At 57.4% G+C, this 12,621-nt stretch carries 13 protein-coding genes; all 13 read right to left on the bottom strand.

What is annotated here, in order from left to right; translation table 11 throughout:
• Positions 1–2: 2 nt before the first annotated feature.
• Positions 3–287, bottom strand: coding sequence for a sporulation protein YqfC (gene yqfC, locus HM1_RS11205; protein WP_012283491.1), 285 nt, complete (start codon positions 285–287; stop codon positions 3–5).
• Between the two features lie 175 nt (positions 288–462).
• Complete coding sequence (locus HM1_RS11200) at positions 463–912, bottom strand: GatB/YqeY domain-containing protein (RefSeq protein ID WP_012283490.1); 450 nt, start codon at positions 910–912, stop codon at positions 463–465.
• 14 nt (positions 913–926) lie between these two features.
• Complete coding sequence (rpsU, locus tag HM1_RS11195; RefSeq protein ID WP_041313817.1) at positions 927–1,103, bottom strand: 30S ribosomal protein S21; 177 nt, start codon at positions 1,101–1,103, stop codon at positions 927–929.
• Between the two features lie 144 nt (positions 1,104–1,247).
• On the bottom strand, positions 1,248–1,592 hold the full coding sequence (locus tag HM1_RS11190; RefSeq protein ID WP_041315483.1) for a histidine triad nucleotide-binding protein: 345 nt from the start codon (positions 1,590–1,592) through the stop codon (positions 1,248–1,250).
• A gap of 32 nt (positions 1,593–1,624) precedes the next feature.
• Positions 1,625–2,965, bottom strand: coding sequence for a tRNA (N(6)-L-threonylcarbamoyladenosine(37)-C(2))-methylthiotransferase MtaB (gene mtaB, locus HM1_RS11185; RefSeq protein WP_012283488.1), 1,341 nt, complete (start codon positions 2,963–2,965; stop codon positions 1,625–1,627).
• Entirely contained in the window at positions 2,962–3,726 is a 765-nt protein-coding gene (locus tag HM1_RS11180) for a 16S rRNA (uracil(1498)-N(3))-methyltransferase (protein ID WP_012283487.1), read from the bottom strand. The genes mtaB and HM1_RS11180 overlap by 4 nt, the downstream gene beginning before the upstream one ends.
• A gap of 15 nt (positions 3,727–3,741) precedes the next feature.
• Positions 3,742–4,692, bottom strand: coding sequence for a 50S ribosomal protein L11 methyltransferase (gene prmA, locus HM1_RS11175; protein WP_012283486.1), 951 nt, complete (start codon positions 4,690–4,692; stop codon positions 3,742–3,744).
• A 36-nt stretch (positions 4,693–4,728) separates the two neighbouring features.
• Positions 4,729–5,850 (bottom strand): molecular chaperone DnaJ, encoded by a 1,122-nt coding sequence (gene dnaJ, locus HM1_RS11170; protein ID WP_012283485.1) that lies wholly within the window; start codon positions 5,848–5,850, stop codon positions 4,729–4,731.
• A gap of 61 nt (positions 5,851–5,911) precedes the next feature.
• Positions 5,912–7,762, bottom strand: coding sequence for a molecular chaperone DnaK (gene dnaK / locus HM1_RS11165; protein WP_012283484.1), 1,851 nt, complete (start codon positions 7,760–7,762; stop codon positions 5,912–5,914).
• A 159-nt stretch (positions 7,763–7,921) separates the two neighbouring features.
• Positions 7,922–8,599: a nucleotide exchange factor GrpE gene (gene grpE / locus HM1_RS11160; protein ID WP_012283483.1), complete on the bottom strand. Its 678-nt coding sequence runs from the start codon at positions 8,597–8,599 to the stop codon at positions 7,922–7,924.
• A complete protein-coding gene (locus HM1_RS11155; RefSeq protein WP_012283482.1) occupies positions 8,596–10,167 on the bottom strand; it encodes a TCP-1/cpn60 chaperonin family protein in 1,572 nt (523 codons plus the stop codon). The genes grpE and HM1_RS11155 overlap by 4 nt, the downstream gene beginning before the upstream one ends.
• Positions 10,168–10,239: 72 nt before the next feature.
• Positions 10,240–11,283 carry a heat-inducible transcriptional repressor HrcA gene (hrcA, locus tag HM1_RS11150; RefSeq protein WP_012283481.1) on the bottom strand — a complete coding sequence of 348 codons (1,044 nt, stop codon included), beginning with the start codon at positions 11,281–11,283 and terminating at the stop codon, positions 10,240–10,242.
• Positions 11,284–11,393: 110 nt separating this feature from the next.
• Positions 11,394–12,581, bottom strand: a complete 1,188-nt coding sequence (gene hemW, locus HM1_RS11145) for a radical SAM family heme chaperone HemW (protein ID WP_041313814.1) — start codon at positions 12,579–12,581, stop codon at positions 11,394–11,396.
• Positions 12,582–12,621 lie beyond the last annotated feature (40 nt).

The raw sequence follows: 12,621 nt of genomic DNA, 5'->3' as shown, positions 1-12,621 counted from the left end.
GATCATTTAAAGTAGTTCAGTTGACGGATGCGTCCCTCCACAACCAGTTCCTCGGGAAGGATCGTTCGTAGCACCAGTTGTTCCCCGATAATCTCTAATTGACCTCCGGTGATGCCGACGCGGATGCGTTCGTCGGCATACTCGACTATGCCCCGGTGGTTTTCCAGCACCAGTTGCACATTCCCGATCATGGTGATCTTCGGGTAATCCAAAAGCACATCTTTCGGCATTTCGAGGAATCCGGCCAATGCCTTCTGCAATCGCTGCTTGCCCCGTTCCCAGGCCATGCTCCGCACTCCTTTCCATCCTTGTCCATACCTATGCGGAAAGTTTGGGGAACATGACCCGGCGACGTAAGCGAGACAGAGCCATGACGTGACGCAGGGCGCACACGAAAAAGAGCCCCTGCGGTCGGTATCCGCAAGGGCTCTTCATCCGTTTCCGGGGTTGTACAATCAATGGTTAGCCAAGGAACTCCTTGACGACCTGGTTGACCAGTTTACCGTCAGCGCGACCTTTGACCTTCGGCATCAGAATCCCCATGACCTTGCCCATGTCTTTGGGGCTCTGTGCGCCTGTCTCCGCCACAGCTTCCCGCACCAGCGCGCGGACCTCTTCTTCGGAAAGTTGTTGGGGAAGATACGCGGTCAGAAGCGCGATTTCTTCTTTCAGCGCTTCCACGGCATCGGAGCGACCCGCTTTTTCATACTCAGCGATGGAATCGCGGCGCTGCTTCACTTCCCGGGCAAGCACATCGATAGTCTCTTCTTCCGTGAGATCGCGCCGTTTATCGATTTCCACTTTCTGAATGGCGGACCGAGCCATGCGAATAACAGAGAGGCGGAACTTGCCAGCCTCTTTGTCCTTCATCGCCTGCTTCATGTCCTCCATCAAACGTTCCTTCAGCGACATAACGTCACCATTCCTCAGGTGGACTTCCGTTTCCGGGCTGCCTCTGATTTTTTCTTCCGTTTCACACTGGGTTTGACATAGTGTTCACGCTTGCGGCATTCCGACAAAACGCCCGCTTTCTGGCAGGAGCGCTTAAAACGCCGCAGGGCGCTATCTAAAGTCTCATTTTTACCTACTCGTACTTCGCTCATTCCGCTTCCCTCCCCCCGCTGGTATCTAAGATGCCGGGTCCAGGCTGTGCATGGTGCGGTGAACGGTCGTGTGCAAACAAGATGCACACAGACTACATTATACTTCCAGGGAGTGAAAGCGTCAACAGGGGAGTTATTGCCGTTTTATCCCGGCGGCCAAGCCAAGGCTCTTCCGGCCAGGAGATGGACGTGGATGTGAAAGACGGTCTGACCGGCGTCAGCGCCGGTGTTGATCACAAGCCGGAAATTATCCTTCTCGATGCCGATCTTTTCAGCGATCCTGGGGGCTGCTAAGAGGATTTGACCCAAAAGCGCCTGATGTTCGGGGGTGGCCTCTGCCACAGAAGCGATGTGTTCACGGGGGATGATCAGGATATGAGTCGGTGCCACCGGGTTGATGTCCCGAAAGGCGACAACCTGTTCATCTTCGTAGACGAATTGGGCCGGGATCTCCCGCCGGATGATCCTGCAAAAGATACATTCGCTCAACAGATTCACCCCCTTTGCCAGGTTTCGCTCCGTCAAGCCAGCTCGATGGGAAGCCCTTCGAGGGCGCCGTCAGGCCGGATGCGGCGCAAGTGAAGGCGGACCAAATCCTCCCGTTTAATCACCGGCACCGTCTCCTCTGGCGAGCTTCCAGCCGGATCTGTGAAAAAGACCTTCAGGTAGTTGTCCGTATGTCCAGTCCAAACGCCGTCGACCTGTTCTTCTGCCAGCACTTCTCGAATTTGACCGACAAAGCCCTTGGCGTAATCGCTGGCCAATTCGCGGGCCAGTTTGGCGAGTCGCTGCGCCCGCTCCTGCTTGACAGCCGAAGGAATTTGATCGGGGAAGGTTGCCGCAGGCGTTCCGCGACGCGGTGAATAGGGAAAGACATGGAGACCGGCGAGCCCGGTGGCGCGGCAGAGTTCCTCCGACAACAGGTAATCCGCTTCTCGCTCTCCGGGAAAACCGACGATGACATCGCTGGTGATCGCCACGCCAGGGATCATTTGTTGGATCTTCCGTGTCACATCAAGAAAATCCTGCCGCCGGTACCGGCGGCCCATTCGTTCTAACACCGCATCTGATCCCGATTGCAAGGGGATGTGGAAGTGAGGACAGACACGGGGATGGACGACGGCCTCCAACAGTTCTGGCGTAAACTCCTGGGGTTCCACAGAACCGACACGGATGCGCCGCAGACCGGGGATGCGGCAGAGTTCAACGATCAACTTGGCCAGGTCTGCGTTGAAATCACTCCCGTATGCGCCCAGATGGATCCCAGAAAGAACGATCTCCTTAAACCCCTCACCGGTAAGTCTTGTGGCCTCCTCGACAACACTCTCTATCCTGCGACTGCGCACGGGACCGCGCGCATAAGGGATGATGCAGTATGTGCAGTAGAGATCACAACCATCCTGGATCTTTATCGTCGCCCGGGCACGTGAGCGTTCTGGTGCGGCAGGGAGCTCCTCAAAGCGCTCGATCCGGCATGAGTCATAAACGGTATTCACTGTCTCCCCGCTTCGCCGATGCTCCTCCACCAGATCGACAATGGCACTGCGCCGATCGGTGCCAACGACGATATCTACCCCCTCGATGGCTTGGACCTCATCAGCGGCTGTCTGGGCATAGCAACCGGTCACGACGACGACTGCGTCAGGGTTCTGCCGGTTGGCCTTGCGGATGGCCTGGCGGGATTTGCGATCACTGAGATGAGTGACGGTGCAGGTGTTGACAACATAGACATCAGCCGGCGCGTCAAAAGGCACGATAGCGTATCCGCGGGCTTTAAACATGCCGGCGATAGCGTCTGTCTCGCCCTGGTTGACCTTGCAGCCAAGGGTGTGAAATGCAGCGGTGGGTTCTCCGGGATTCATCCCCAATCCCCCAGTTCGTACATGATGGCGGCCAGGGCGGCGATGCCAGCCGTCTCGGTCCGCAAAATCCGGGGACCGAGGCTGACAGTCCGAGCGCCTCGGTCTCGCGCGAGGGCCACCTCTGCCGCCGTTAATCCGCCCTCAGGGCCGATGGCGAGGCCGATGACTTTAGCGGGGCTGTCGTGAAGGAGCCCCTCCTTTTTCAGGACAGTGAGCACCTGCTTTAGCCCCTTTCCCTGCTCTTTCTCCCAGGGGATCAGGAGGGGCATCGTCATATCCCAATCGGTGATGACTTCTGCCCATGCTGCCGGGAGCTGCACCTCGGGAATAACCGTGCGCCAGCACTGTTTGGCTGCTTCACGGGCGATCTTCTGCCAGCGATCGCGCCGTTCCTTCGCTTTGGCGGCGTCGAAACGCACGACAGACCGTTCGGTCAGAACAGGAAAGATTTTTTCCACACCAAGCTCGGTAGCCTTTTGGATCACCAGCTCCATCTTTTCTCCCTTAGCGACGCCCTGAAGCAACCAGAGGCGGATCGGCGCCTCCCGCGAAGCACCGGTAGGGCGCAGGCTTTCGAGAAAAGCCTTGTCGCCATTGATCTCGGCGACGATGGCTTCATACTCATTCCCCTGCCCGTCAAAGGCAAGCACAGCATCACCGGCGCGCAGGCGCAGCACCTTAGAGAGATGCTGGCTCTCTTCTCGATCGAGGCAGACGCGAGCACCGGTCAGATTCCTAGGTTCAAAGAGAAATCGATACATCAGTCACGCCCCGGTTCAGCCTTCCGCTGAGACGCCGGCCCTGCGGGCGACAATGGCGGCCCATTCGCCGTGGCTGATCAGTTCTTCGATGGAAAAACCTTTTTCCGTCATCGCCGCCACCACATCATCGAGACGGTTCTGTATGATGCCTGAAGCAATCATGATCCCCTCAGGAGCGAGCAAAGCCGCCGCTTGAGGGGCCAAGCGGATGATCACATCGGCGATGATGTTGGCCACCAGGATGTCAGCCTGTTCCGACAACCCGCTCAACAGGTCATTACGGCGAACTTCCACAATCTCATCAACCTGATTCAAGATCACGTTTTCTTGGGCTGTGGCCACAGCCACCGGGTCATTGTCGACGGCGAGCACTCTTTTCGCGCCCAGCAAGGCGGCAGCAATGGAAAGTACGCCGGAGCCGGTGCCTACATCGAGGACGTGAGCTTCGGCGTGGACATAGTCCTCAAGGGCGCGGATACACATGACCGTCGTAGGATGGGTGCCGGTTCCGAAGGCCATCCCCGGGTCGATGGAGATGACAAGGTCATCTTCTTTAGGGACATATTCTTCCCAGGTCGGCCGGATGACGACACGGCGACCGACTTTTTCCGGTTTAAAAAAGGCTTTCCAGGCATGAGCCCAGTCGTCCTCATGGAGGTCCGTCATCGTCCAGGCATGGGCGGGCCATTTTTCGGATCGTTCCCGGGCCGACAGTTCTTCCTGCAACGCCGCAAGCCGCTCTTCCAGGGTATTGTCGATGGCGAGGTATGTCTTCACCCGGATCATGCCTTCCGGCACATCGGGGATCTCCACATCATGAAGGTCCCAGACATTGCTTTCAATATAGCTGGCAATCAGTTGGGGATCCTCGATGACCATCCCCATAGCCCCGACTGCTTCAAAAATCTCGGCCATCGCGTCGGCATTTTCCTGCCGGGTGGTGATGGCGATCTCACGCCATTTCAACAGCGATTCACCCTTCCCCGCCGGTTAAGCCGGTCCTCACATGAAGGCGTCTTTCATTTTCTCAAAGAAAGACTTCTCTTTCTCTGACTCAATGTTTTCCGCCTTCAGGGTGCGCCCGAACTCCCGCAGCAATTCCTTTTGTTTTTCACTCAACCGGGTCGGCACGGTCACCTTGACCTCGATCCGCTGATCGCCCCGCCCGGTACCCCGAAGGCGTTTGATGCCTTTGCCGCGAATGCGGAAGACGGCGCCCGTTTGGGTCCCTTCAGGGATCTTCAAGGAAACCTTGCCGTCCAACGTCGGCACTTCGATCTCAGCACCCAAGGCCGCCTGGACAAAGTTGATGGGAACCTGGCAGGTCACGTCGTCGTTGTCGCGTTCAAAGAAGGAGTGCGGTTGCACCTCGATAAATACATAGAGGTCGCCCGGCGGTCCACCCCTGTCGCCGGCCTCACCTTCGCCGGAGACGCGGATCCGCGTTCCCGTATCGACGCCGCCGGGCACCTTCACTTTAATGCGCTTCCTTTTGCGGACCTTCCCGTGGCCGCCGCAGTGAAGGCAGGGCTTGCTGATGATCTTTCCGTCACCGCCGCAGGTGGGACAGGTACGGACCGTCTGCATGTTACCCAGCAACGTCTTGGCAACGGTGGTCACCCGCCCAGAACCGTGACAGGTCGAACAGGTGGTCGCCGAAGTACCCGGCTCAGCGCCGCTGCCGCCGCAGACATCACAAGCTTCCAGACGCGGGATGTCGACCTCTTTCTCCACGCCGAAAGCAGCTTCTTCAAAGGTGATGGACAAGTTGAACCGCAGGTCGGCCCCTTTCTGGGGACCGCGCCGCTGGCCGCCGCCGAAGCCGCCGCCGAAAAACATGTCGAAGATGTCGCCGAAACCACCCATATCCGGTCCGCCTTCGCCGAATCCGCCAAAACCGCCGGGACCGGCGTGGCCGAACTGGTCATAGCGGGCGCGCTTTTCCGGATCAGAGAGCACCTCGTAAGCCTCATTGATCTCTTTGGTCTTCTCTTCAGCGAATGCTTTGTCGGAGTGGACATCGGGGTGGAATTCCTTGATCAACCGGCGGTAGGCCTTTTTGATCTCCGTCTCCCCGGCGTCCCGCCCAACGCCTAGCACCTCATAGTAATCACGTTTGCTCATCCTTGTCCCCTCCCTCCGGTAAAAGCATCGACAGGGGGGCTAAGCCCCCCGGTCGCCTGAATCAGGTTTTTTTCTTATCGTCATCGATGACAGTATAATCGGCGTCGACCACATTGTCATCTTTTTTATTTTCTCCGCCAAAGCCGCCGGAGGCGCCTTCCGGTCCCGCGCCAGGGGCACTGGCTTGCTGATAAAGCTTGGTGGACAGTTCATAGACGACGGTCGTCAGGGCTTCCGTCTTTTTCTTGATCTCTTCCATGTCTGTGCCCTCGAGGGCTTTTTTCAGTTCTTCCTTGGCAGACTCGATCTTTGCCTTATCGGCAGCCTCCGCCTTATCGCCCAGGTCTTTCAAGGTCTTTTCCGCCTGGTAGACCATGGAGTCAGCCTGGTTGCGGATCTCCACCTCTTCCTGGCGCTTGCGGTCTTCTTCAGCGTGCAGTTCAGCGTCTTTGATCATCCTCTCGATCTCTTCCTTGGAGAGGCCTGTCGAGGCGGTGATGGTGATCTTCTGCTCGTTGCCGGTGGCCTTGTCTTTGGCGCTGACGTGAACGATGCCGTTGGCGTCGATGTCGAATTTGACTTCGATCTGAGGGATACCGCGCGGCGCCGGTGCGATGCCGCTCAGGTGGAAGCGGCCCAAGGTCTTGTTCTGGGAGGCCAACTTGCGCTCACCCTGAAGGACATGCACCTCAACAGAAGTCTGGTTATCAGCAGCAGTGGTGAAGGTCTCGCTCTTGCTGGTGGGGATGGTCGTGTTGCGGGGGATAAGGACGGTACAGATGCCGCCCAGTGTCTCAATGCCCAGGGAGAGAGGCGTCACGTCGGCCAGGACGATGCCTTTAACCTCGCCGCCGAGCACACCAGCTTGGATAGCAGCCCCCATGGCGACAACCTCATCGGGGTTGATGCCTTTGAAGGGCTCCTTGCCCAGGTATTTGCGGATGGCTTCCTGTACGGCAGGGATCCGGCTGGAGCCGCCGACGAGGATGACCTTGTCGATGTCTTTCGGTTCCAACTTGGCGTCTTGCAGAGCTTGGCGGGTGGGCCCCATGGTCATCTCCACAAGGTCGGCTGTCAGCTCGTCAAACTTGGCTCGGGTGAGGGTCATGTCCAGGTGCTGAGGGCCATCGGCGGTAGCGGTGATGAAGGGCAGGTTGATGTTCGTCGACATGACGCCGGACAGTTCGATCTTGGCCTTTTCAGCGGCTTCCTTGAGACGCTGCATGGCCATCTTGTCGCCGCGCAGGTCGACGCCTGTCTCTTTCTTGAATTCGGCAATCATCCAATTGATGATCTTTTCATCGAAGTCATCGCCGCCGAGCCGGTTGTTGCCGGAGGTGGCTTTTACTTCAAAGAGGCCGTCGCCCAGTTCGAGGATGGACACGTCGAAAGTGCCGCCGCCCAGGTCATAAACGAGGATGGTCTGGTCTTCTCCCTTATCGATACCATAGGCCAGGGCGGCTGCCGTCGGTTCGTTGATGATGCGCATGACCTCCAGGCCTGCAATGGCGCCGGCGTCTTTCGTGGCCTGCCGCTGGGAATCGGTGAAGTAGGCCGGGACGGTGATGACAGCCTGGGTGACCGGCTCACCCAGGTAGGCTTCAGCGTCAGCCTTCAACTTCTGGAGGATCATGGCCGAAATCTCTTGAGGGGTGTAGTTCTTGTCATCGATTTTTACTTTATAATCAGTGCCCATGTGTCGTTTGATTGAGATGACCGTCCGGTCAGGGTTGGTGATGGCCTGCCGTTTAGCCACCTGACCGACGAGACGCTCGCCCGTTTTGGAAAAACCGACGACCGAGGGGGTGGTCCGGGCGCCTTCTTTGTTAGGGATGACGACTGACTCGCCGCCTTCCAATACGGCGACACAGGAGTTGGTTGTGCCCAGGTCGATACCGATGATTTTACCCATGTGTGTAACCTCCTATTTTCTTTGCCCTTTCATCGTTCCAGGTATTTGATTTGTTCGGGTACACTCCTATTGAGGACCCCCTTTGTCCGCCTTGCCTTTTGTGTAGACGGATCTGGGGGGGCAGGCCCTTGATTGATTTTTGATGTATGTGAAAAGGGCTCAGCCGCCTTTTGCCACCTTGACCATGGCCGGTCGGATCACCTTCGACTTAAAGAGGTAACCTTTTTGCATCTCTTCCATGACGATCCCGTCGGGATAGACCTCATCGGCTTCGCCGAACAGGACGGCCTCATGGGACTGTGGATCGAATTCCTTGCCAACGGCCTCAAGGGGTTGTAAACCTTCCTTGGTCAGGATATCGGAAAACTGTCGCTCGATCATGGCGACGCCGGCGAGCAAATTGTCGGCAGCGCCGGCCTTTGCCATTGCCCCCAGGGCGCGCTGGAAGTTATCCAGAACAGGCAGGAGCTTCTTGACGAGTCCCTCATTAGCGTAGGTCCCCAGTTCCTCTTTTTCCTGACGCGTCCGACGGCGGAAGTTATCGAAGTCGGCCTGCAAACGGAGATAGCGATTTTCCCAGTCCTGCAAATCCTGCTTGGCTTTATCCAACGCTTCTTTGGTTTTCGCCATCTCGGAAAGGAGTCGTCCCAACTCTTCCGCTGCATGGGATGTCGTTTTCTCATCAGTCAGGGTGGCGGTATCGCCTTCTCCGCCGGTCGACGGTGTTACTGCACCGGTCTCTTCATCCTTCGCAACCTCACTGGTCATCCCGGCGGCTTCAGTTTCCATCATTTCGCTAACTTCGCCCTTTTTGCTCTCTTTTTCTTCGATGGTCACCAGTCTCCCTCCCCACGGTTATTGCCTCCATCGGCACGTTCCTCCCGCTTCTTGATGATCGTGTCGATGCGCAGGATGGCTTCGGCCACCTCGCCGGCTGCCTTCAAGGCATGCATCTTCACCAGTGCCGGATCAATAACCCCCATGGCCCACATATCGGCCAGCTCGCCGTTGTCACAGTTGATCGAGAGGGTGTCGCTGTTCTGCTCCATCTGAGCGGCGATCACGTCGCCCAGTTTTTCGAGGGGGTTAAAGCCGGCGTTGGTGATGATCTGAGCAAAAGGCTTCTTCAAAGCGGCGACGACACAGTCGAGGCCATAGGCGGCCATGCCCCGCGTCTCCCGGCGCACTTCCTCCATCTGGCGGGCCACAGCCAGCTCCACAGCGCCTCCTCCAGGGACGAGTCCACCCTTGATGGCTGCTTGGACGGCCGAGGCAGCGTCCTTAGCGATGCGCTCTCGCTCGCCGACAACCTCCTCGGTGGCAGCACCGACGAGCACCGTAGCTACCGGTTTGCCGCTCCCTTGCAAGATGCAGACGTGCTCCAGTTTCTCATCGACAGTGATCGTGCCTGCCTTGCCTAGGTAACGCATCAAGTCGACAGGGTCGCGCTTGAGCCCCGTACGCTTGATCGCCCGGGCGCCTGTATGTTCGGCTGCCTTTTTCAATTCCCGGCTGGCGACGCGCTGGATGACAAGCACACCGGCGTCAGTGAGGATCTCTTCTGCGATATCTTCCACGCCCCGATCGACGAGGACGGCCTTGACGCCGAGGGCGACGATCTTGCGGACGTTTTCTAGGAACTCCTGCTGCTTCTGGCGGTACCAGTTGAAGCCGGCTTCGGTGCTGAGGGCCTCCTCTTCCAATTCCTCCGGCTCAAGGGCATCGTCGATGACGAGGACGAGCGCCTCTTCCAGCTTTTTAGGCATGTCCTCATTCATGGGCGTCTTGTTGATGATCACGCCAGAGAGCACCTGGTTGTCGGCGCCCTCACGGGCGCGAATCGTCTCAGAGAGCTTGAAGCCGGACTCGCGCAGCTTCTCTTCCCCGACGAGGCGGGCCGCTTCGATGACGAGACGGGCGATATCCTGGTGTTCCCGTCCGGCTACCAGGGCTACCTTCTCTAGCATGGGGTCCAGGACCCCCTGGACGGGACGGGCATGGCGTTGGAACATCTCGACAGCGTTTTTGACGCCCGCCTTCAAACCTTCGATGACTCGGGAGACGGGAACACCCTTGGTCACTTGGTTGACGCCTTCGCTGATCAGGCTGCCGGCGAGGACGGTCGCCGTCGTCGTCCCGTCGCCGATTTCAGACTGCTGGGCCTTGGCCATCTTGATCAGCATGCGCGCTGCCGGATGGTTAACCTCCATTAATTGAAGGATCGTGACGCCGTCATTGGTGATGACCACATCGCCAAACTTGTCGACAAGCATCGTATCGAGCCCTTTCGGACCGAGGGTGCCTTCGACGGCGCTGGCGATAGCGCGGACGGCGTTGGCATTGGTCATCAATGCCGCTAATCGCTCATCCACTTCGGTGTTGTTGCTCACTTGCTTGACACTCAACGCTGATTCCTCCAAGTCTTCCGAAAAGGCAGGGAAATAGGGACTTTTTGCGGAGAAAAAGCCCCTACCCTTTTAGATGCCTCTAACGATTAAACATTTTTTCAAGACCGCCGAAAGCTGTTCCGTTAACTCTTCCACAACGGCAACGGCTTTGGAATACTCCATCCGGGTCGGTCCAATCAGGCCGATGACGCCGAGGACTTCGCCGTCCAAATGATAAGAAGCTGTCACCATGGAACAATTGCGGACACCCTCGTGCCGGTTTTCTGCGCCGATCTTGATATGAATGCCTGGTTCAGGATGGTCATGCATCAGTTCACGCATAGTTTGGTGTTGTTCTAGTATGCCCAAAAGGTTCTGGAGTTTTTCCACATCTTTGAACTCAGGCTGTTTGAAGATGTTCATCATGCCCGCCAGAAAAAACCGTTCTCCGCTGTCCCCATGCAATGCTTCATCGATGAGTTCTAGCGAACGGGAGAGCACCTGCTTCTGTTTTTTCAACGCCTCGTTCAGTTCCATGCAGAGAGAGGCCCGAACCTGAGCCATCGTCAATCCCTGCAAGCGTTCATTGATCATCACCGATACCTTCTGCAGGTCTTCCGGCGTCATCGACTCCGGAATGTCGAGGATTTTGTTCTCCATAACACCGGCAGAGGTGACGACGACGGCAACCGCCTTCGTCGGCATGACAGGAAAAAAGTGAATCTGCTGAAAGGTCGTCTTCCCTACCTGAGGCCCCAGCGCGACAGCGGTGTAGTTGGTCAACTCGGCTAGTAGGTTGGTCGTCTGCTGCATGATGCTGTTGACTTCCTGCAGACGCTCCGACATGGCCCGTTTCACCTTCCGGAGTTCCTCTGGGTTGAGGGTCTCCCGCTCCATCAAGCAATCGACAAAGTACCTGTATCCGTAATCGGAAGGGATGCGACCGGAGGATGTATAGGGTTGCTCAATCAGGCCCAGTTCCTCCAGGTCGGACATCTCGTTGCGGATGGTGGCGGGACTGACGCCGAGGTCATACTTGCGGGCAATAGTGCGGGAGCCGACGGGTTCCGCTGTGGATACGTAGTCTTGAATAATAGCCCAGAGAACCTTCTGCTTGCGATCATTCATTTGCATCCCGGAACACCTCCCGTTGTTAGCACTCAATGAAGGCGAGTGCTAACCTCTACCGTAAAAATACCATCGGAAAAATCGCTTGTCAATACTTGGGGAACCCCGTCATCCTCTTAATCCAGGTAGCGGGCCATGATCTCATTGGCGATCAGATAGGATCGCGACGCAAGGGAGATATTTGTCCCATCATAGTGTATCCATCCCTGCCGGAAGAGCTCTGCTGACAGTCTATGCCATTTTTCCAACGTTGCGCTACCGAGGCCGTACTCGTCGACCACCGACGACAAATTAACACCAGCCCTTGTGCGCAGACCGAGGATGATCGCCTCCCGGGCGGCCAACTCCGGAGAAAGGCATTCTTCCTCAACAGGCTGTATCTCTTCACCTTTTTCAAAAGAAAGCACGAAGGCGCTGCTGTCGGCTGGCCAGGACCAGCGCCGCAAGCCTGCTGTCGAGACGGCGCCGCTGCCAAAACCGAGGTAGTCTCCCCGTCGCCAGTAGTTCAGGTTGTGGCGGCACTCCCATCCCGGCTGAGCGAAATTGGACAGTTCATACTGGAGAAAGCCGGCCGACTGTAAAGTTTGCTGGGCTTCCTCGTACATTTCCACTTCAAGATCTTCTACACAGGGTTCGGCCAGGCCGCGCATCATCCATTCTGCCAGCCGGGTCCCCTGTTCGGTTTTCAGGTTATAAAGAGAAAGGTGAGCAGGCGAAAGGCTTAGGGCCAGTTTGAGGGAAAGACGCCAATCCTCCAGGGTCTGACCAGGGATGCCGTAGATCAGATCGAGGCTGATGTTGTCGATACCAGCCTTGCGGGCTGCCGCTAACGCCTCTGTCACATCGTTAAGACGCTGGCAACGGCCCAAGAAGGTCAACAAACGCGGTTGGAAAGCCTGCACCCCCAGGGAAAGGCGATTGCAGCCGGCCTCAGCCCAGATAGCCAGTTCGCGCTCATCGACGGTCCCAGGGTTGGCTTCGATAGTGATTTCCATCGGAATGCCCGATCGCTTGCCTAGGTCATCCCATCCATAACAGCGCCGCAAGGTTTCCAGGATCCGCACCCCGGCGTCAGCCGGCAGCAGCGTAGGCGTTCCGCCACCGAAAAAAACCGTCGCCGGCCCAGAGGGAAGGCGGTGCCGCCATTGATCCGCCTCCCTTTCCATCTGGCCGATGACGGCATTTGCATAAGCCATCCGGAATTCGCTGCCGGCCGGATGGGAATAGAAGTCACAGTAGGCGCATTTGCTGCGGCAGAAAGGGACGTGGATGTAGACGCCCCAATCTGCTTTTAAGCTTGGCATTGAAGATGTTTCCTGGCGACAATCTCGGGTGTTCGTCATC

It is taken from the genome of Heliomicrobium modesticaldum Ice1, from assembly GCF_000019165.1.
In the GTDB taxonomy this organism is placed as follows: domain Bacteria; phylum Bacillota; class Desulfitobacteriia; order Heliobacteriales; family Heliobacteriaceae; genus Heliomicrobium; species Heliomicrobium modesticaldum.
The sequence above is the reverse complement of the archived record's forward strand: the minus strand, read 5'-3'. Positions and strand labels throughout refer to the sequence as shown.